We start from the raw sequence: 20,285 nt of genomic DNA, 5'->3' as shown, positions 1-20,285 counted from the left end.
CCTGATGACTGAAATCAGAACCCCTCCAGACGGCGATTGATGCTCACTGAGCATCCCGCGCTTCCTGGTTCGGTGGATCAATGCGCTCAATATTTCCCAGTACTAAGGCTCGTCCCGCAAACAGCCCGCCCGAAGTTTCCAGGGCAAAACGTTCGGCATCACGTTTGCGCACTTCGTCGATCACCGCGTCGGCTTCGTGCTCCGACGCCCCCAGAGTCACCACGGCCTGACGGCCGAGCAGCAGGGCGGCCTCAAAGGTTTCCCGCACTATGTAGTCGGCGTCGTGTTTGACCAATTCCAGCGCATGTTCGCGGTCAAAAGCGCGTACCACCAATTTCACCTGCGGGCAGAAGTGCCGCGTACTTTCGACAATGCGAGTCGCGGCTTTTTTATCGTCCACACAAACAATGATGGCGCGAGCGTGATGGGCGCCAGCGGCGTGCAATATTTCATGTCGGGCGCCATCGCCGTAATAGACCTTGAAACCATAGGGTGTCACGGCGCGGATGACCTCTGGATTTATATCGATGATGGAAATTTTCGCTCCCTGAGCGAGCGGCGCCTGGCAGGCAATCTGCCCCACGCGGCCAAAACCGATGATGAGTACATTGCAGCGCAGATTCTGTGCGGCTTCCACACCGTCCAGGGAAACGGTCCGCGCGCGAGCAAACCGTTTGTACAGCAATAAAGTCACCGGCGTTATGACCATGGAGAGCACCACAATAGCCGTCATATTGGCGTTGACTTCAGGACTGATGGCCCTGAGTTTGAGCGCTTCGGCAAATAGCACAAAAGCAAATTCGCCACCCTGCGCCATCAGCAAGGCGCGATCCAGCGCGTCGTCATGACCGCTTTTCGCGAGGCGCGCGACCGCATAAATACACAGCGCCTTGACCACCATCAGCGCCAGCACGCCGGAAATGATGAGCTTCCAGGCCTCGGCCACCAATTGCAGATCCAGCGACATGCCGACGCCGAGGAAAAACAGCCCCAGCAGCAGGCCGCGAAACGGCTCGATGTCGGCCTCCAACTGGTGGCGGAAAGTGGATTCGGACAGCAGCACACCGGCCGCGAAAGCCCCCATCGCCATTGAAAGACCGCCGAGTTCCATCAGCAACGCTGCGCCCAACACAACCAGCAGCGCAGCGGCAGTCATTACCTCGCGTGCTTTGGCATGGGCCAATACTCGAAACAGGGGATCGAGCAGCCACAATCCGATGGCCACCAATGAACCCAAGGACAGCGCTGCGATACCTATGCGTTGCCAAAGTGGTGACGTGGGTCCATTCGCCAACTCCGTGGGCGCCAGAAATGCCACCACCGCCAGCAAAGGGGCTATCAACAGGTCTTCAAACAACAAAATGGACACGACGTGCTGCCCTCTCGGCTCGGTAATGTCACCGCGTTCCGAGAGAACTTGCATAACCAGAGCCGTGGAGGTGAGTACAAAACCCGCTGCGCAGACAAATGACACCTGCCAAGAGAATCCGAAAGCCATGCCGACAAAAGTGAGCAGACATGCACTGACCACCACCTGCAGGCTGCCCAACCCAAAGATCTGCCTACGCAGGTCCCATAGGTGAGAGGGTTTCATCTCCAGGCCAATCACAAAAAGAAACATGACCACGCCCAACTCGGCCACCTCAAGGATGGTGTGGGGGTCATTGAAAAGTTGCAGTCCGAAGGGGCCAATGATCAGGCCCGCCGCCAGGTAACCGACCACTGAGCCGAGCCCGATGCGTTTGAACAGCGGCACTAGCAGCACGGCGGCGGCAAGCAAAATGACGACGCCCAATAATTGTCCTGCATTGCCTTCAACGGCCATAGCATTGACCCTCATCCCACATCAGGACCGGTAATGCTTCCACGGCCAGGCGTGTTGAGCAGAGCTTTCAAGCTGAGCGCTCAGTTCTGCAAATTCTTCAGGACCAAGCACGAGGTCTGGAGCGTTCACCAGGAACTCTCCAGGGTAGGAATGCCATCTGAAGTGTAGTGCAGGACACCGGCATCGTTTAAAAAGGGTGACAAAAAATTCAGTAGCTTCTCCCTGTCCGCACCGTAATGGGCCGGCTAACAATCCTTTCATTTATACCGAGCGCGTCGGCATGGCTTAAAGCTTTGGCCAGGTACTTCGGCCACGATATTCACCTTAAATACAAGTGCTTTAATAGGCTGCCATCAAATCCATCTGATACGGTTTTTTTTCGAACACCTGAGCCTTTTTCGTCAACCAACAGTCTATAAAGTGCATGCCCGATGTTCTTTAAAACAACAAAAAGCAGCCAACTAGTTTTGGCGCTTGGGCACACTGACGCGCTCAAGAATCTAGACCATCCCAGGATCAAAAATAGAACCCTGTTTTATCAGAACAAACGGGACAAATAACAATTCATTTGATTTGGAGATGGTGTCGTGCGAAAGCTTGGCTTGGGCTTCCTGTTAACTGGCGTTTTTGGGCAACTATCAGCACTTCTATGGACCTACTCGTCCACAGGACCCATTTGTCAAAATAACGTCGACAATTCATACATCCAGCAAAAAGTGACAAAGTTCGAACAACTACTCGATGACACCGCTAATAAAGTCGCGACAGAGCTCGGTACGATACATTCTGACGAGCTCGCACACCTTACGAAAAACGAATCCCGCATACCCGACTCAACGGAGGCTGACGCCGTACAGTTTTTGCTCGAAAAGCCAGACGAAACACCCGTACTTACGCTGACTTCATTGCCCACACAGGCACACAAATGGACAATTATTCTCAGCGGTCTGATTACTTTTATCGGCCTGCTCCTGGCACTCTTCGCTCGCAAAAAAACCATTGATCCGCAATGGCATGCCTTTCGCACAGTACCAGGCTCGCTGATCACGCTGGAACGCCCGTGCTTGACATGTGGCGGCTACATTTTCCACACTAAAAAAGAAGCTTCAATCACACCTTCATCCGGCCTATGGGTGGTCGAAATTGCATTGAATACACCTAGCCGCCATCGCGCAGTAAAAGCCATTCAGCAGTTGGAGTTGCCGGTAGCGCGTAAAGAAAACAACTTTGTCGTCATTGGCCCGTATAAACAAAAGCAGGACGCGGCTCGAGTCGTGAAAGAGTTGAGTGAAAGTCATGGTGTTAGAGGATGGATGATGGCGGGAAATTGACATAATCCTGTGTAGCGCTACTGATCTCGAAAAAAATGTCTACCTGTTTTATGACACGAGAGTGTATTCATGATCGCAAAAGAACTTAGAGCCGAACTCGCCCTGAAGAAATTCCTGGACGCCAACTTATGGATCCAGCTTGAACTCAGCGAGCTGAACTACAGCCTCGCTGAAAACTGCGGGCTCTCGCCAGAAGAATATCGCCTTAAATTTCTGAAAGAAGCATTTGAAGCAGAGGCGGATGCTCACGACTGCGATTGCTGGGACTTCATGCTGCAGTGGGTAGCCGAAACCAAGGAAGAACTTGAGTTGATACGCGAAGAACGCATGAAAGAGATTTATGACTTTCTGGACAATTAATAAACTCTACAAATTTCGCAGCCTATAAAAACCGCTCGTTTCAAGATAAAAGACTAATTTCATCGGCGGGAGTATTGCCCAATACCCCCGCCCTCCTCTCGGTTCAAACCGCCGCGTAACTATCCACTACACGCCGATACTGGCTGGGCGAAGCTCCGATGTGCTGACGGAAAAACCGTGTGAAATGACCTTGCTCGGAGAACCCGAGGTTCTCCGACAAAAGGCCCAGCGTTCCACTGCGCTCACGCTCAAGCCAAGCAAAAGCCCGGCGCATGCGCGCGTCGTTAAGCAACAGGTTCGGCGTCATGCCGGTGTCTTTCTTGAACAGCGCAAAGAAGTGTGCCCGAGACAGACCACAGGCCCGCGCGGCGTTGTCGATCGGGTTCGGATCATCGAGGTGCTCAAGCAACCAGGCGGTGCCACGGCGCACGCGTGCATCCCGAAACTCACCTGTGTTGGGCGCACCCAGTAGCGACAAATGCCGCCAGCTGGAAAAGTCCTCGATCAGTTCGATCAGGAAGTCGAACAGCATGAACTCCAAACGCTCTTTCGGCACGATCCCACAACCATGCGCTTCGGCGACCAGGATGTCGGCCAGGGTGCGATTTCGACTCGACAGCTCGATGCATGATTGGGCAAAAAAGTCCGGCCGACCGCTGAGCGCCAGCGATTGCTGGGCAGTGGCCAGCCAGGCGGGCTCTATGTAAAGCGCCAGGATTAGCGTGGCACCGGCACCCGGCTGCGGATCGTAGAAATGCGGCTCCCAGGCGTTGACCAGCACCGCGGTGCGATCACTGAGCGGAACCCGCCGACCGTTAACGTTGAAGTAAGTGTCCTCGCCGGACACTTTGACCAGCACATGGCATTCGGAATGGGTATGGGTGACCAGCGAATGATCCATATTCAGCAAGGCGACCCGGCCAAACCTGCCGTGGAAAACCCGTTGGGCAATCGACATCAGATTCCTCCTCGCTTGAAGCGATATTGTTATCGGCCTCAATGCATATCATCGGGGCGCTTATCTATTTCTCAAGCCCGTCGATCGGTCCATGGTTCAGCCACACTTGGCTGGCCACTATCGCGCGCGAATGACCGAGCGTCTACCTCGACTTTCGCAGCCCCCACGTTCGTCGGAAAAACCGCCTTACAAGGCATGGCGTTCTTTGCCGTGATAAACGCGCAGGATATCGGCCACCACCGCCAGAGCGATTTCCGCCGGGGCCTTGCTGCCCAGATCAAGGCCAATGGGCATGTGCAAACGGGCAATCTGCTCATCCGTCAGACCACCGATGCGTTTGAGCCGCTCGGCGCGTTTGGCCGAGGTTGCCTGGGAGCCCATGGCGCCGATGTAAAACGCTGGGGTGTGGACCGCTTCCATCAGCGCCAGATCATCGATTCGCGGATCGTGTGTCAGTGCCACCACCGCGGTCGCCGCGTGGCACCCGCCGGCGGCGATGAACATCGAGGGCAGCACGCGCTGCATCTGCACGCCTTCGAGATGTATGTGCAGCATCTCTTCACGGGGGTCGCAGGCGATGACTTCGCAGCCAATGGCGCGGGCAAAACTGGCGCAGAATTCGGCGACCGGCGAGAGCCCCGCCAGAATCAGTCGTAACGCAGGGCCCACGCTGATGCGCACGCTTTCGTCGACGACTTGCACCCGCTCGCTGCCGTGTCCGGTGTCCGGGTCCAGGCGCAAGACACCGCTGCTCAGCTCGATATGACGCAGCAGACGGCGCTGGCCGAGCAACGCCGCGTGCAGACTCTCCAGGTGCGCGATCCAATCAGGGCTGGCAGCGCGGTGCTCGACCAGCACAATCAGCACGCCACCACAGGGCAATCGCAGACGGTGACGTTGCTCGACGCTGTCGCCATAACTCACGATCTGCGCCGGTTCGCGTAACTCACCGCGCGTCAGGCTTTCGAGAAACTCCTCTTCGACGCAGCCACCCGACAGCGAGCCGACGTGTTCGCCTGTGCCATTGGTCACCAGCATCGCACCCGGCGCACGCGGTGCCGAGCCATAGGTGGAGAGCACCGTACATAGCCACTGGGCCTGCCCGGCGCGAGCCCATTGCAGTGCCTGGTCGATCACCTGAACATCGAGATGACGCATATTTTCTGTACCTCAAGCAAAGCGTGGTGCTGCATGCAGGGTTACGTTTACGGTAACCTGCGAGCAATCCTGTTCAATCGTTGATTCAACATGTCGCCACAACAGTTTTTGCAACTCGGGGCGCTGCGCCTGGAGCATCGCCAACTGCCTCCGGCTGACCCATCGCGACCGACACTGGTGCTGTTGCACGAAGGCCTCGGCAGCGCCGACCAATGGAAAGACTTCCCCCTGCGCCTGGCCCAGGCCAGCGGTTACGGTGTGGTCACTTACAGCCGTCAGGGTTATGGGCAATCGAGCCCGGTAACCCTGCCGCGTCCGCTGAACTACCTGAGCAGCGACGGCCCTCGGGAACTGCGGCAATTGCTCGATGCCTTGCAACTGCCGCAAGTGGTCTTGCTCGGTCACAGTGACGGCGCATCCATCGTCCTTGCCTATGCCGCCACCAACGATCCACGCGTGTTGGGCAGCATCGCACTGGCCCCTCACGTGATTGTCGAGGCCGAGAGCCTCGATGGCATTCGCCACACCACCGAGGCTTGGCATCTGGGCGAACTGCGCGAGCGCCTGGCACGTCACCATGGGACAAATGTCGATGGCGCTTTTCACGGTTGGAGCGACAGTTGGTTGCACCCGGACTTTTCCTTGGATGATCTCGAAGCGCAGTTGGCTTATATCGAAAAGCCGTTGCTGGTCATTCAGGGTCGCGAAGACCACTACGCCACGCCCGAGCAACTGGTGGTCATCCAGCGACAGGTCGCTGGACCGTGCCGCTGTGTGTTGCTGGATAACTGTCGGCACTTTCCCCAGACCGAAGCGACCGAGCAGACCTTGCAGCTGATCTGCGAATTCCTGAAGCGCCTCCCCGCCTTTACTTGAAATTGCCTTGGGTTTCTGGAATCACCACGCTGCCGATCAGGTAGATCACCGACAGACCGACGGCGAACATCGCCAACACCATGGGGATCTGCGCCGGGCTGCCGCTGACCAGGGACACAAAGGTCGGCATGGTTCCGCCGAGGGCGAAACCGATGTTCCAGGACAATCCGGTGCCGCTGGCTCGCAGCTCGGTGGCAAAGCGTTCGTTGAGGAAGATCAGAATCGGCGCGATGATCGCCCCACCTATGAAGCCTATACCCACGCAATACAGCGCAGTACGGGTCAGCGAACCCGATTCGGCGACACCCAGAAACATCATCGGCAGGCTCACCAGGTTGATCACACCCAGCAGCATGAAGGTCTTCTTGCGACCGATCAGGTCGCTCAGGTAACCGAAGGCCAGTGCTCCGACAATGGTTGCCACCGACCCGTACATGAGCATCTGCGAAGTCTGCGCATGAGGCACTTTGGCGACCACGTTGAGCAACGTCGGCAGATAACCGCAGGCCAGGTAATACGTGGCACCGCCTCCGAACGTAATCAGCAGGTTGACCAGCATCACGCCGCGGTACTCGCGACCGAACAGACGCTTGAGCGGCGACACGACAACTACCGCCGGCCCCTTGGTTTTGCGCGCTTGTTGCAGTTGCTGCCAGACCGGGGTCTCTTCCAGGTAACGGAACATCACCAGACCGAAAAACGTGCTTAGCAGGCCGCAGAAGAACATGAAGCGCCAGCCCCAGACGTCAAATTCTTCCCCGGGAAAGATCTCCGACAACACCAGATAAGTGAATGACGCCAACAGCGCGCCCATACCGGCGCCGGCACCACCGATCAACCCGGACATCAAGCCGCGATAGCGCGGCGAGATGGATTCGGTGCCGATGGTGTGAGTGGAGGCAACGATGCCACCCACGAAAATGCCCTGTATCACCCGCAAGACCAAAAACAGTATCGGGGCCAATATGCCGACCTGATGAATGGTCGGCAACGCGCCAAACAGTGCCGTGGAAATACCGACGCCGACCATCGACACCATCAACGCACGCTTGCGGCCGTGCTTATCGGCATACGCGCCGAAGATCGCCGAGCCCAGCGGACGCACCAGCAAGGCCACGGCGAACGAGGCATATACCGCGGCCAGCGACAGGGTCGGGGTGTCCGAGGGGAAGAACAGGCGGCCGATGATGGGCGCCACGTAGAGCAGAATGAACAGGTCGAACAAATCCAGCGCCCAGCCGAATGTCGAGGCAAATGCCGCGAGCAAGGCCTTGCCCGGTGGAATCTGTGGTGTATCGCAAGCGGCGCTGGAGGGTGATGCAGTTATTGTTGTTGTCGTAGTCATGGTTGCCTCACACAAACGGTGATCGAACGTTCTGCATCCCGGTGCACGGGTTGCGAGTAATCAGCAGGTCAGCGGTGAAACCTTGATGTGCCCTTTCAGTTGCATTGAAGGGGCGGCAGGCCCTGCTCCGTAAGGCGTACGCTGTTACCAACATACTCCCGGGCCCGCTCGCCAGTACGATTTACTCGCCGATAAACACGGCCGTACGCTTGCTGTGAAACGCTTCAACGCCTTCCTTGAAGTCCTTGGAGCTACGCAGACGGCTATAGCAGTGACCTTCCATTTCGATCGCGACGGTCAGCGGCGCATCTTCGTTGTCGTTGATCAGTTTTTTCGCCGTGCGCTGAGCCAACGGCGAGAAGCGCCGCAGTTCATCGACCAACGCGTCGACGGTGCTTTCCAGTTCGGTATCCGGCACGACCTCGGTCGCGATACCCCAGGCGTAGGCCTGGTCGCCGGTGATGCGTTTGGCGCGCATCACCATGTGCTTGGTGCGGGTGATGCCGATGATTTTCTGCAGACGCGCGGAGCCACCCGAGCCCGGGATCTGACCGAGGTTCTGCTCAGGCAAGGCGTAGCGAGTGGTTTGCGAAGCAATGCGGAAATCGCAGGCCAGGGACAGTTCGAAACCGACGCCGAAGGTGTAGCCACGGTTGGCAACGATCACCGGTTTTTCGCAACGTGCCGGTGCCGCGACATTCCAGGCCAGCTTCGAAACGTGCTCTGGCGATGCTTCGAGGAAACCCTTGATGTCGCCGCCGCTGGAGAAATGTTCACCCACCGAACGCAGCACGATGACACGCACATCTTTGTGTGCATCGAGGGCTTCGAAGACCAGGCGCAGTTGATCGCGCTGCCCCATGGAAATGACATTCAACGGTGCCCGGTTGAGGATGATATCAGCGCGCTCGCGGGACACATCGACTTCAACCTGGAAGCCATCGAACTGAGTGTCGAGAAATTGCTGGATCGCTTGTTGTTGCATGAGAGTGTCCTCTGGATGATTAGCTGATGGCCTTCAAGGCCTGTTCCTGAAATTCGGCCAGCAGCACGCGCCGCAGCACCTTGCCCACTGGAGATTTGGGAATCTGATCGATGAACTGGTAACGCCGTGGCCGCTTGAATTTGGCCAGGCCCGAAGCGATGCAATGGGCATCGAGCTCGCTTTCCGAGACCTCGGCGCGCGGCTTGATAAATGCGGCAATGATCTTGCCCCACTGCTCGTCGGGCAGACCGACCACCACCACCTCTTCTACTGCCGGGTGCAGAGAGAGCATGTTTTCGATTTCTGCCGGACTGACGTTTTCGCCGCCGGTGATGATCAAGTCATCGACACGACCCGTGACGAACAGATCGCCCTCCAGATCGAAGTAGCCGATGTCACCGGTGAAATACCATCCGTCACGCAATGCCTTGGCGGTCGCTTCGGGACGGTTCAGGTAGCCTTCGAACGCCTCGTCACTCGCCAGGTCGGCGATGATCTGGCCCTCCTCCAAGGGTTTGACCTGCACGTGCGGAGTTTCAGCGTCGATCGGCACCACGCGCACGCGCTGGTTCATTGCACTGCGCCCTGACGAACCGGGTTTGCGGCTGGCTTGCTGGTCGATGGTGAAGGTGTAGATCTCCGAGCTGCCGTAATGATTGACGAACAACTGCGGCTGAAACGCCTGCTCGACGCGACGCATCAAACCGTCGCTCATCGGTGCACCGGCAAAGCCGATTTTCTCCACACTGGCGACTCGCTCGCGGGCAAAGGCCGGGTGTTCGATGAGCATGTGGTAGAGCGTCGGCACCAGGTACAGGTTGCTGACCTTTTCCCGCTCGATGGCCTGCATCGTGGCTTCCACGTCGAACTTCGGCACACAGACGAAATGTCCGTCGATCAGCGCCATGGACAGCAACGAACGCACGCCCATGGTGTGGTAAAGCGGCATGACACCCAACGTGCACTCGCCCTGGCGATACAGGTTTTGCGCTACGTGCGCCACCGCCGCGGCGCGTTCGCAACGGTGTCGACGGGGCACGCCCTTGGGCTTGCTGGTGGTTCCGGAGGTGTACAGCAGCAGTGAAAAGTCTTCGGCGTCTGCCTGCAAAATGCTTCCGGAAGGCGTCTGCGAACACAGTTCCTCGAAACTCAGGTCGGTGTTGGCGGCACGCAGACCGGTGGCGATCCGTGGCAACCGTGTGGCGGCGCTGCAAGCGGCCACGGCGGTCACGGTCGCGTCGTCGTAAGCCACTGCACGGATTTGCGCGTCTTCGATGCAGTAGCCCAGCTCATCGGCAGTCGAACGCCAGTTCAACGGGGTCATGACGATGCCGGCAAACTGACAGGCCCAGTGCAGGGTTGCCATCTGCCAGCGGTTCTGCATCACTACCAGCAGTCGATCACCGTGTTGCAGGCCAAGGCATTGCAAGCCCCAAGCGGCGCTCTGGATATCGACGAACCAGTCTTCATAGGTTTTCTTCAACGCACCGTCACTGACCGCCACGGCGTGCGGCCGGCGTTCAACGGCAGCGAGGAAACTGCGTCCGAGATCGAACATTGTTGTTATACCCCTTCGTTCGTTTGGCGCTGGGCAGCGACTTCGAGCACGGCCTGGACGATGCCGGTGTAGCCCGTGCAGCGACATAGATGCCCCGAAAGCATGTCGCGTACCTGTGTCTCGTCCGGGTTGGGTACCCGTTCCAGGAAATCCACGCAGGACATGAGAATGCCCGCAGTGCAAAAGCCGCACTGCAAGGCGTGATGACGGCGAAAGGCTTGTTGCAGGTCGCTCAGTGTGTCGTCGTCGGCCAAGGACTCGACGGTCTCGATACGCCGCTCGTGCCCCTGTACCGCGAGCATCAGGCAGGAGCGCATGGCGACTCCGTCCACCAGCACCGTGCAGGCACCGCAGACACCGTGTTCGCATCCGACATGGACACCGGTGGCACCGAGGTCGTGGCGAAGGAAGTCGCAGAGTTGGGTTCGCGGTTCAGCCAGGGCTTCGCGGGAGCGGCCATTGAGTTCCAGGCGAATCGGAAAGGTTTGGTCGGCAGTTACACGCATGTTCAGACTCCTTCGATCAGCTGATGACCCAGCTCGCGAATCAGTTGGCGGCGATAGGCAGCGCTGGCCTGCACATCGTCTTGTGCGTCGAGCGACCAGGCAGTTTGATTGAGCGCGTCCGGCAGCCCCGCACCACGAGGCAGACTGCGACGTTGCGGACGGTCAGCGACCCCGCCGATGCCAAGCTCGACCTGATCCGCGCCGATGGCTGCGGCCAGGGAGACAATCGCAAAGTCGCCGTGGCGCATGGCGATTTCGCGGAAGCGATAGGTGATGCCTTCGCGCTTAAGCGGAAAACGCACCTCGACGACCAGTTCATCCGCACGCTTATCGGTGGTGAGAATGCCTTGGAAGAAGTCGGCAGCCTTGACGATGCGCTTGCCTTTTTTCGACTCGAGAACGATCTCGCCGCCCAGCGTCACCAGGCACAGCGGCAACTCGGCGCTGGGGTCGGCGTGAGCCACCGAACCGCAGACCGTGCCGCGATTACGCGTCTGGAAGTGACCGATCCAGGGCATCGCCAGTGCCAGTAAAGGCACCTCGTCCATCAGGGTCGAACGCGCCAGCAGTTGCGCCTGTCGTACCCCGGCGCCTACCGCCAGGCAATCCTTGCGCAGTTCGATATAGGCCAGCTCAGCCACATGATTGATGTCGATCAGCAACTTGGGTTGAGCCAGGCGCATGTTCAGCACCGCCATCAGTGATTGGCCGCCAGCGATGATGCGAGCCTCCTGGCCATACTCGGCGAGCAACTCAACCACCTGACGACGGGAGTCAGCCCGAACGTAATCGAAAGCAGCCGGTTTCATTGAGCACCTCCCTTGCCAAACAGCGCGCCAAGCGAGGCCCGCAGTCGCGCCCACCAGCCGGTGGAGATGGCTTGGCCGCTGACCCGTTGTGACAGACGAGTAAAGATTTGTCCGATGATCACTTTCGAGGCCCCTTGCAACATTCGGCCGCCGACCGCGGCGACTTTGCCGCTGACCGCCACCTGGTATTGGTATTCCAGACGTGTGTGGCCATTTTCCAGCTCGACGAAACGCACCTTGGCCTGGCCCTGGGCCGAGCCCATGGAACTGCTGCCGGAACCGGACAGACGCAATGAATGCGGCGGGTCCAGATCACTCAGCGCAACCTTGGCCTCGAAGCGCGCACGGATCATGCCGACGCCGACGGTGACGTCTGCGCGGTAACGGTTTTCGCCTTCAAGCACGAGGTCGTGACAACCGGGAATGATCGCCGCCAGCGTCTGCGGGTCGAGCAAGGTATCGAAGACCTGTTGTGGCGAAGCAGGAATCATCACCGAGTCGTTGGCCCGCAGTGCCGGTCCACCGGCAGGTGCTGCGTCCAGGTTTTCATCGGGCTCCATACCGGCGGGCCGTGGCGGCTCGTCAATCCCGATTAGCGTGCGTACTTTCGATGGTGTCAGCGGCAGACGGATGTCCGAGCGACCGAGGGCGTCGGCCACCGCGTTGGCGATGCACACCGGCGTGCTCATATTGTTGCCCTCGCCCACACCCTTGGCGCCCAGCGGGGTGAATGGCGATGGCGTTTCCATGTGCAGGATCACCGGCTCGATCACTTCCGGTGCGGTCGGCACCAGATAATCGGCGAAGGTCCCGCTGAGGAAGCTGCCGTCCTCGCCATAGGCGAACTCTTCCATCAGCGCCGCGCCGAGGCCTTGAGTGAAACCCCCACGAATCTGGCCATCGACCAGCGCCGGGTTGAGCAGGCGGCCGGCGTCATGGCAGGTGACGTAGCGATCGATGTGGATCTCGCCGGTCATGCGGTCGATTTCCAGACCACAGATGTCGAAGACAAAGCCGTAGCACAGCGAGCTGTTGACCTGATCCTGGTCGTCCGGGGCCACCAATTGCGGCGGGCTCCAGAACGCGGTTTCGCGCAGACCGCCACTTTCACCTTCCGGCAGCAGGCCCGGCGACCAGTGGGTCGCACCGGCTATCCGATGGAATGGCGCCACCGCCCCGCCATTGACGACAAAAATCTTGCCGCCGGCGAAACGAATATCTTCGGGACTGGCCTGCAATTGCTCGGCGGCAATCGCGGCGAGGCGATCGCGGATCTTCAGCGCCGCCTTGTAGACGGCACCCGCCACAGCGCCGGCGAAGCGGCTGGAATAGTTGCCCGAGGCAATCGACCAGGCGTCCTTCTGGGTATCCAGTTCGACGTTGACCACGATGGATTCCAGCGCAACCCCAAGCACTTCGGCGACGACTTGAGCGACGGTGGTTTGATGGCCCTGCCCTTGCGGTGCCGAGGACACGTGCACACTGACGTCACCCAACGGGCCGACGTTGATGGTTGCGGTGGCGACAGCGCCGTTTTTCGGACCGGCCTTGCGTCGCTCTTCGGGTGTCATCGCGGTGGTGATGTAGCCCATGTTGGAAATCGACGGTTCGATGACAGCGGCATAACCGATGCCGTAGATCCGGCCTTCGGCACGCGCCTGATCACGACGTTCGAGCAACTCGTCGAGTCCACCGTCAGCCGCCGCCAAGGCAATGCCTGCCTGGTAATTGCCGGAATCGAGCAACGCACCGGCGGCCGCGCGATAAGGGAAGGCATCGGCCGGCACCAGGTTGCGGCGGATCACGTCCAACGGATCAAGCTTCAATTGCACGGCGATGTGTTGCAGCAATCGTTCAAGAGCGAAATACACCTGTGGGCCACCGAAACCACGGTTCAGGCCGGAAGGGGTTTTGTTGGTCAGCACCACTCGGTTGCGCACTTGCAAATTGCGGATTGCGTAGGCGCCCGTCAGGTTGCCGTGCATGCGGTAGAAAGTCGCCGGTTCAGGCGCTCTCAGGTAGGCACCACAATCGTCGATCTGGTCATAACGCAAAGCGGTGATACGGCCATCCGCTTCTACCGCTGCTTCAATTTCGGTCACCCGATTGGTCGCCGAAGAAGCCCCCTGAAGATGTTCCAGACGGTCCTCGACCCACTTCACCGGTGCACCGACCTTGCGTGACGCCAGCCCCATCATCACCACGTAAGGGAAAACCCCTTGCTTGATGCCAAAGCTGCCGCCGGAATCTTTCGGTGTACGCAAACGGAGGCGGTTGCCGGGTACATTCAGTGCCCGGGCCATGACCGTGTGCAACGCATAGGGACCCTGAAAATTGGCCAGCACGTCATAAATGCCGGTGGCGCGCTCGTACTGAGCCAGCACCACATAGCATTCGATGGGCGTGCAGGAACTGCGCGGAAACTTCACTTTGAGCGAGACCTTGTGCGGCGCCTGCTCGAAGGCCTGCTCCGGCTCGCCATAACGAAAGCGCCGTTCGTTGACCACGTTGCTGCCGACCGCTTCGTGCAGGATCGGCGCCTGTTCGGCGGTGGCCCGTTCGGGATCGATGATCGGTGGCAGCGGCTCGTATTCAACGCGCACACCTTCGATGGCGTCCTCGGCCAGATAGCGGCTCTCAGCGATCACTACGGCCACCGGCTCTCCGACGTAACGTACCTTGTCGACGGCGACGCACCAGTGCTCCATCGGCTGCCGCACACCCACCGGGAACGGCAGCGCCCAGCGTTTGACGTCTTCGCCGACCAGCACGCCGTGCACGCCTTTCATCAGCAGCGCACTGGAAAAGTCCACCGAGGTGATCCGCGCATGAGCGTGGGGTGAACGGATGATCGCCGCGTGAAGCGTTCCCGGAGGGATCGCAGCGTCATCGGCATAACAGCCGAGGCCGCGCAACAATGCGGCGTCCTCGACACGGGTCTGACGGGCGCCGATGTGGCCGGTCTGGCTTTCGGTAGCAGGCTGGAAACTAGTCATTTTTTTCGCGGCTCTTGTTGTTGTGCAGCGCGATAGCGTTAGAGCCGAGTGTGTGAGAAAGGCGCAGGGAGCGCCTTGCCTGGGGAGAGGGAGTTCTGCGCTGGGGTCTGAAAGTTTGCCTTAGCGTCTGATTTTCAGGTCTGGGTCCAGACAGCATTGGCGGTCAGGGATGGGACGCGGGATGGCTCAGGAAAGCTTCGATGTCTGCATAGGGCATTGGTTTGGCAAAGTAATACCCCTGAAAAACATCGCAGCGACTGCCCTTCAGGAAATCCACCTGAGACGCCGTTTCCACACCTTCGGCGACCACCGTCAGGCTGAGGTGATGGGCCATGGAAATTATGCCTTGGGTGATCGCAGCATCGTGATGGTCGGTGGCGATTTCCTGGATGAACGAGCGGTCAATCTTGATCTTGTCGATGGGCAAACGCTTGAGGTAGCTGAGGCTGGAAAAACCGGTGCCGAAATCATCGAGCGCAATGCAAACCCCCAACGCCTTGAGCCGGTGCAACGTGTCGATCGCCTGTTCAGCGTTATGCAACAGAAGCGACTCGGTGATCTCCAACTCCAGTTGCTCACCACAGAGTCCGTGTTTCTCCAGGGTGGCTTGTACATACTGGACGAAATGGCCACGCTGAAAATGCATCGGCGAAATATTCACCGCCATCGAGATGCCAGTGATGCCCTGCTCGCCTAACTGGCGCAAGTGCGCGCAGGCCGTATCGAGTACCCAAAGGCTCAGCGGGATGATCTGACCACTGTCCTCTGCCACCGGCACAAACACAGCGGGTGAGATAAATCCTTTTTCAGGATGCTCCCAGCGCAGCAACGCTTCGATCCCGACCACCCGCCCCGTGCGCGCCTCTATCTGAGGTTGATAATGCAGCTTGAACGATTGAGTTTCGATAGCCTTTTGCAGGTCATTGCGCAGGCTCGCGTGCTCGCAAACGCGCTGATTGAGATGGCTGGTGTACCACTGAAAGTTGTTGCGCCCTTGCTGCTTGGCTTTGTACATGGCCATGTCAGCCTGCTGGATCAGCTGCATCGGCTGCTCGATGTGACCATCGCTCAGGGTGATGCCAATACTTGCACTCACGTGCAGGTCAATGCCTTGGATGCAGTAGGGTCTGGCAATGCTGGCCATCAAGCGCTCGACCACCGGTACAACGTCCTCATCACGAAGCAGGTTCGGCAGCAGCACGATAAATTCGTCACCGCCCATGCGCACGATGGTGTCACCGGGACGAACCTGCCGGGTCATACGCTGCGCCACCTCAATCAGCACCTGATCGCCGAAGTAATGCCCGATCGAATCGTTGATGGATTTGAATCCATCCAGGTCAATGCACATCACCGCCAGACGACGCTTGCGCCGACGACTGATGTGACAATCCAGCATAAGCCGGTCTTCAAGCGAAACACGGTTAAGCAAACCGGTCAGCCGGTCATGGCTGGCATTGAAGCTCAATTGGCGCTCGAAATGCTTCTGCTCGCTGATGTCTCGGGCTATGCCAAATACCCCGACGATCTCTCCGTTGACCATGATCGGCAGGTTGGAAATGTCCATGGTCAGCAATTTATCACTCTCGTCGAGAAGCCGTGCCTCGAAGCGTTGAGGCTCTCCAGCGCGGGCTGCGGAAAAATGCTGACTGACCCGTTCCAGGTCTTCTTCGAGCAACAGGCGGGAAAAGTGATGACCGAGGAAATCGGTTGCGGTGTGCGGTTTCAGCTTCAGGCCTGCCGGATTCACACTCTGGATGTTGCCGGCCAGATCGAGGGCGAACACCGGGTTGGGGTTGTAGGTGAACAATGATCGAAAACGTTGTTCGCTTTCCTCCAGACGTTGGCCGTCACGTTCGCGGCGGATCGCAATGACTGCCAGTTGGGCTGCAAAGGCCAATCGTTGAATCTGCGCCTCGTCCGGCGCATGGGCGCGGTTCTGGTACAGGGCAAATGTACCCAACACGTTTCCTTGATGGGAGAGCAACGGCACCGACCAGCAGGAACGCAGGTTATGCCCCAGCGCCAGGCTGCGGAAACGCTCCCAGTTTGGGTCCTGGGCGATGTCTTCGGTGACCACAAGCTCGCGCCGGAATGCTGCGGTACCGCAGGTTCCTTCCTGTGGACCAATGGCCATTCCATGAATCGCCTCGCTGTACTCGGCCGGCAGCCCGGGCGCCGCGCCGCTTAGCAAGTGTTTGCCCTCGGCATCAGTGAGCAGGATAGAGCAGAAGGTTTCGGGGGTCTGTGCGTCGTGCATCTGACAGATGGCGCAGAGTATGTCGCCCAGATGATGGTCGGTCGCGATCATGCCGAGAATGTCACGTTGCGACTCGGGGAAGGTCTTGCTGTGAAAGCTCGGACGAGTATTCATGGTGGTTCCTGAAGACTATCGAGGTCGTCCGGTCTTCAGAGAGCCTGAAACAGTGGGCGGCCGATCACTGTCCACTAGTGCGTCGGACGCGCACTCTATAGAGCACCGACCCGCAAAAAAAAGGCTCAGATCCAACATAAAAAACGGTATCAGATTGCCGCCGTTTGGCTGGAATGGTCGGGGTGCTCCGTTCTGCTGGGCCGGACAGTTCGGAAGCTGCAGCCCGGTTTCCATGAACTTGGACCCATGAACATTTCCATGCCATTAGCCTTCGGACGTGCCGCAGAACATAGTAACGGCCTGCCTATGAACATATGACATGGCCCACTTGTATAACCATGTGTTATGTCAGATATGTTCCATCGACGACAAGCTGCCCTCGCTTCGACCGCCAGTTTCGTGGTCGGCGCAGCGTTGCCGCTGGCAGTAGCGCTTCACAGCGCCAACGGACAGCGTTGTATCTTGAGCAACATCAACAAACGTCCGCTTCGAATGGATTAACTTAATCTGACTTTCGCCGACCCAAGGATTCCCCATGCCTGCCGAAGTGGATGTTGCGATTATTGGCGGTGGCCAGTCCGCACTCGCCGTGGCTTACTTCCTGCGCCGTACCGGGCGTTCCTTTGTGATTATTGATGCCGAAGCGGGACCGGGTGGCGCCTGGCGGCATGGCTGGGATTCCCTGCGACTGTTTTCACCGTCGACCTGGAGCTCCATCGCCGGTTGGATGATGCCTCCGGTCACTGACGGCTACCCAAGTCGCGACAACGTACTCGATTACCTGCGCCAGTATGAGCAACGCTACCAATTTCCTGTCGAGCGCCCCTACTGGGTCAACGCTATTGAGCGTCGGGGCAATCACCTCCACGTAAAAGCCCAGGGCCGCAGTTGGCTGGCCCGCACCGTGGTCAGCGCGACCGGCACCTGGCGCCATCCCTACCTGCCGCATTACCCCGGCAGCGAAACCTTTACCGGCCAGCAATTGCATTCGGCCCACTACGTTAACGCCAAGCCGTTTGCCGGGAAAAAAGTCCTGGTGGTGGGCGGTGGCAACTCCGGCGCACAGATCCTCGCTGAAGTCTCGCAAGTCGCCGATGCCACCTGGGTCACTCCGCAGTCGCCAGAGTTTCTTGCCGATGACGTTGATGGACGGGTGCTCTTCGAACGCGCCACCGAACGCTTGAAAGCGCAGCTGGCCGGCATCGTCATTGAAAAGCCGGTTGGCGGCTTGGGCGATATCGTGATGGTGCCGCCAGTCGTCGAGGCTAGGGAGCGCGGCGTGCTGCACGCGGTTCGGCCGTTCCTGCGTTTCACCGAGACCGGCGTGACGTGGGCTGATGGCTCGCAAACGCCAGTCGACGCAGTGATCTGGTGCACCGGCTTCCGCCCTGCCCTCGGCTATTTGGAATCCCTGGGCGTGTGTACCGCCGACGGGCGCGTGGCCGTAAAAGGTACGCATTCGATTCAGGAACCGCGTTTGTGGTTGGTGGGTTATGGCGACTGGACAGGCGCCGCTTCGGCGACACTGATCGGCGTGACCCGAACGGCGCGCAGTACCGTTGAGGAAATTGAGCGGTTTTTGATGGAGCAGTGAGTCGGCTGTTGTGAATCAAGCCACGCACAACGAACGCCAATGCGAGTCCGGTTTAGGTTGAACCTCTGCTGCTCAGGCGGACTCCCAAACCTAAATCCAGGAGAAACGTATGACCCATACAGCTTTGGTCGTGGGTGCCAGCGGCATCGTCGGCAGCGCCATCACTCAATTACTCATCGATAACAAGTGGCAGGTCGCCGCGCTCTCGAGGCACCCATCACAAGTGCAAGGCGTGATACCTGTCGCGGCAGACCTTCAGGATCCCGCTTCGCTGGAACACGCTTTGGCGGATTTGAAACCCACTCATGTGTTCATTACCACATGGTCACGGCAAGCCTCAGAAGCCGAGAACATTCGCGTTAATGCCGCCATGGTACGCAACGTGCTCGCCGCCATTCGCCCAGCCAATAGCGTTGAGCACGTAGCGCTGGTTACTGGGCTAAAACACTATCTCGGCCCTTTCGAAGCCTATGGTAAAGGCAGCCTTCCGCAAACACCGTTTCGCGAAGAGCAAGGTCGTCTGGATGTCGAGAATTTCTATTACGCCCAGGAGGATGAACTTTTCGCCGCAGCTGAAAAAGACGGCTTTACGTGGAGCGTTCATCGGCCGCATACCGTTACTGGAGTGGCTGTAGGCAATGCGATGAATATGGCAACCACCCTCGCCGTTTATGCCTCGATTTGCAAACAAACCAATCGGCCCTTTGTGTTTCCAGGATCAAGAGTGCAGTGGGACAGCCTTACCGATATGACGGACGCCCGGCAGTTGGCGAAACAACAATTGTGGGCGGCCACCACGCCGGCTGCGGCGAATCAGGCATTCAACGTCACTAATGGCGATGTGTTTCGATGGCAGTGGATGTGGAGCCGAATTGCCGACTACTTCGACTTGCCTGCTGCCGATTATCCCGCTTCAGTGTCACCTCTTGAGAAGCAGATGGCTGACGACCAAACCGTATGGACGCAAATAGTCGCGGAACACGGTTTGAACGAGTCAGATATTGGTCGCTTGGTGTCCCCATGGCACACCGATGCTGACCTCGGTCGACCCATCGAAGTCGTCACGGATATGTCGAAAAGCCGTGCAATGGGATTCACTGCCTACCAAGCGAGCGATCAAGCATTTTTCGATGTGTTCGACAAACTACGCGAGATGCGCTTGATACCTTAGGTCGTGCCACAACACATATGCTCAAATGATTCCAAGGAGAGGAGAAGAAAAACGCCCGAGGTGCTTTGTGGGCCCATTGGTGAGAACGCCGGGCATATAAAGCAGGGTTTAGCGAGGCTCAAAAAAGCATCGTGATGCCTTTACCCGAAGAAGCGATAGCCTGGGGATCGACATTAGCTCTCCAGGCTTTCCCGTACTCAGTGCATCGCACCTCAGCAAGCGATGACTAGAGCTAGGTACACAGCTTCTCATGTACGCCAAGACATATACGTCGGCTCTTGAGCTGGCTGTATATTCAGCGAATGCTCCTGGCATTCGCTTCTATGAGAACCAACGCTTTGAAATTCTCAATGAACGTTTGGATTAGCACACTTGCCACCTTGAGAGATTGATGCGTTGGGTCATCTGATTCACGCCCCTTCTTTCAGAATGCTGTTTT

Annotated in this window: 15 protein-coding genes; 5 read left to right on the top strand and 10 right to left on the bottom strand. The window is 58.4% G+C overall.

Going from position 1 to position 20,285, the window contains the following annotated elements:
- Nucleotides 1-43: 43 nt before the first annotated feature.
- Nucleotides 44-1,825, bottom strand: coding sequence for a monovalent cation:proton antiporter-2 (CPA2) family protein (locus H8B20_RS20630; RefSeq protein ID WP_210624398.1), 1,782 nt, complete (start codon nt 1,823-1,825; stop codon nt 44-46).
- 587 nt (nt 1,826-2,412) lie between these two features.
- Between H8B20_RS20630 and H8B20_RS20625 the strand changes: the two genes are divergently transcribed.
- Nucleotides 2,413-3,156, top strand: a complete 744-nt coding sequence (locus H8B20_RS20625; protein ID WP_116642245.1) for an SPOR domain-containing protein — start codon at nt 2,413-2,415, stop codon at nt 3,154-3,156.
- Between the two features lie 69 nt (nt 3,157-3,225).
- Nucleotides 3,226-3,516, top strand: coding sequence for a DUF6388 family protein (locus H8B20_RS20620; RefSeq protein ID WP_210624397.1), 291 nt, complete (start codon nt 3,226-3,228; stop codon nt 3,514-3,516).
- Nucleotides 3,517-3,619: 103 nt separating this feature from the next.
- Here H8B20_RS20620 and H8B20_RS20615 read toward each other — a convergent pair whose 3' ends face one another.
- Nucleotides 3,620-4,474 carry a helix-turn-helix transcriptional regulator gene (locus H8B20_RS20615; RefSeq protein WP_210552745.1) on the bottom strand — a complete coding sequence of 285 codons (855 nt, stop codon included), beginning with the start codon at nt 4,472-4,474 and terminating at the stop codon, nt 3,620-3,622.
- Nucleotides 4,475-4,660: 186 nt separating this feature from the next.
- A complete protein-coding gene (locus H8B20_RS20610; RefSeq protein ID WP_210624396.1) occupies nt 4,661-5,632 on the bottom strand; it encodes an XdhC family protein in 972 nt (323 codons plus the stop codon).
- A gap of 90 nt (nt 5,633-5,722) precedes the next feature.
- On the opposite strand from H8B20_RS20610, the gene H8B20_RS20605 reads away from it, so the two are divergent.
- Complete coding sequence (locus H8B20_RS20605; RefSeq protein ID WP_116642249.1) at nt 5,723-6,508, top strand: alpha/beta fold hydrolase; 786 nt, start codon at nt 5,723-5,725, stop codon at nt 6,506-6,508.
- Here H8B20_RS20605 and H8B20_RS20600 read toward each other — a convergent pair.
- The 7 genes from H8B20_RS20600 to H8B20_RS20570 form a co-directional block, all read right to left on the bottom strand.
- Entirely contained in the window at nt 6,501-7,853 is a 1,353-nt protein-coding gene (locus H8B20_RS20600; protein ID WP_102615845.1) for an MFS transporter, read from the bottom strand. The genes H8B20_RS20605 and H8B20_RS20600 overlap by 8 nt on opposite strands.
- 181 nt (nt 7,854-8,034) lie before the next feature.
- Nucleotides 8,035-8,838, bottom strand: a complete 804-nt coding sequence (locus tag H8B20_RS20595; RefSeq protein WP_102615846.1) for an enoyl-CoA hydratase/isomerase family protein — start codon at nt 8,836-8,838, stop codon at nt 8,035-8,037.
- Between the two features lie 19 nt (nt 8,839-8,857).
- Nucleotides 8,858-10,396 (bottom strand): AMP-binding protein, encoded by a 1,539-nt coding sequence (locus tag H8B20_RS20590; protein WP_210624395.1) that lies wholly within the window; start codon nt 10,394-10,396, stop codon nt 8,858-8,860.
- Between the two features lie 5 nt (nt 10,397-10,401).
- The gene (locus H8B20_RS20585) at nt 10,402-10,902 is read right to left on the bottom strand and encodes a (2Fe-2S)-binding protein (protein WP_064596717.1); all 501 of its coding nucleotides are present in this window, start codon (nt 10,900-10,902) and stop codon (nt 10,402-10,404) included.
- 2 nt (nt 10,903-10,904) lie between these two features.
- Nucleotides 10,905-11,711, bottom strand: coding sequence for an FAD binding domain-containing protein (locus H8B20_RS20580; protein ID WP_210624394.1), 807 nt, complete (start codon nt 11,709-11,711; stop codon nt 10,905-10,907).
- On the bottom strand, nt 11,708-14,707 hold the full coding sequence (locus H8B20_RS20575; RefSeq protein WP_210624393.1) for a xanthine dehydrogenase family protein molybdopterin-binding subunit: 3,000 nt from the start codon (nt 14,705-14,707) through the stop codon (nt 11,708-11,710). The genes H8B20_RS20580 and H8B20_RS20575 overlap by 4 nt, the downstream gene beginning before the upstream one ends.
- A 163-nt stretch (nt 14,708-14,870) precedes the next feature.
- Complete coding sequence (locus H8B20_RS20570) at nt 14,871-17,081, bottom strand: putative bifunctional diguanylate cyclase/phosphodiesterase (RefSeq protein WP_210624392.1); 2,211 nt, start codon at nt 17,079-17,081, stop codon at nt 14,871-14,873.
- A gap of 535 nt (nt 17,082-17,616) precedes the next feature.
- Here H8B20_RS20570 and H8B20_RS20565 point away from each other — a divergent pair.
- On the top strand, nt 17,617-18,675 hold the full coding sequence (locus tag H8B20_RS20565; RefSeq protein ID WP_210624391.1) for an ArsO family NAD(P)H-dependent flavin-containing monooxygenase: 1,059 nt from the start codon (nt 17,617-17,619) through the stop codon (nt 18,673-18,675).
- Between the two features lie 109 nt (nt 18,676-18,784).
- Nucleotides 18,785-19,846 carry an SDR family oxidoreductase gene (locus H8B20_RS20560; protein ID WP_210624390.1) on the top strand — a complete coding sequence of 354 codons (1,062 nt, stop codon included), beginning with the start codon at nt 18,785-18,787 and terminating at the stop codon, nt 19,844-19,846.
- Nucleotides 19,847-20,285: the final 439 nt, after the last annotated feature.

It is taken from the genome of Pseudomonas sp. P42 (assembly GCF_017973755.1).
GTDB classification, from domain to species: Bacteria; Pseudomonadota; Gammaproteobacteria; order Pseudomonadales; family Pseudomonadaceae; genus Aquipseudomonas; species Aquipseudomonas iridis.
The sequence above is the reverse complement of the archived record's forward strand: the minus strand, read 5'-3'. Positions and strand labels throughout refer to the sequence as shown.

Excerpts from the sequence above, each read along its gene's own strand:
- H8B20_RS20630 (WP_210624398.1), bottom strand. The coding sequence starts at position 1,825 with ATGGCCGTTGAAGGCAATGCAGGACAATTATTGGGCGTCGTCATTTTG.
- H8B20_RS20570 (WP_210624392.1), bottom strand. The coding sequence starts at position 17,081 with ATGAATACTCGTCCGAGCTTTCACAGCAAGACCTTCCCCGAGTCGCAA.
- H8B20_RS20615 (WP_210552745.1), bottom strand. The coding sequence starts at position 4,474 with ATGTCGATTGCCCAACGGGTTTTCCACGGCAGGTTTGGCCGGGTCGCC.
- H8B20_RS20610 (WP_210624396.1), bottom strand. The coding sequence starts at position 5,632 with ATGCGTCATCTCGATGTTCAGGTGATCGACCAGGCACTGCAATGGGCT.
- H8B20_RS20590 (WP_210624395.1), bottom strand. The coding sequence starts at position 10,396 with ATGTTCGATCTCGGACGCAGTTTCCTCGCTGCCGTTGAACGCCGGCCG.
- H8B20_RS20575 (WP_210624393.1), bottom strand. The coding sequence starts at position 14,707 with ATGACTAGTTTCCAGCCTGCTACCGAAAGCCAGACCGGCCACATCGGC.
- H8B20_RS20565 (WP_210624391.1), top strand. The coding sequence starts at position 17,617 with ATGCCTGCCGAAGTGGATGTTGCGATTATTGGCGGTGGCCAGTCCGCA.
- H8B20_RS20580 (WP_210624394.1), bottom strand. The coding sequence starts at position 11,711 with ATGAAACCGGCTGCTTTCGATTACGTTCGGGCTGACTCCCGTCGTCAG.
- H8B20_RS20605 (WP_116642249.1), top strand. The coding sequence starts at position 5,723 with ATGTCGCCACAACAGTTTTTGCAACTCGGGGCGCTGCGCCTGGAGCAT.
- H8B20_RS20600 (WP_102615845.1), bottom strand. The coding sequence starts at position 7,853 with ATGACTACGACAACAACAATAACTGCATCACCCTCCAGCGCCGCTTGC.
- H8B20_RS20560 (WP_210624390.1), top strand. The coding sequence starts at position 18,785 with ATGACCCATACAGCTTTGGTCGTGGGTGCCAGCGGCATCGTCGGCAGC.
- H8B20_RS20620 (WP_210624397.1), top strand. The coding sequence starts at position 3,226 with ATGATCGCAAAAGAACTTAGAGCCGAACTCGCCCTGAAGAAATTCCTG.
- H8B20_RS20585 (WP_064596717.1), bottom strand. The coding sequence starts at position 10,902 with ATGCGTGTAACTGCCGACCAAACCTTTCCGATTCGCCTGGAACTCAAT.
- H8B20_RS20595 (WP_102615846.1), bottom strand. The coding sequence starts at position 8,838 with ATGCAACAACAAGCGATCCAGCAATTTCTCGACACTCAGTTCGATGGC.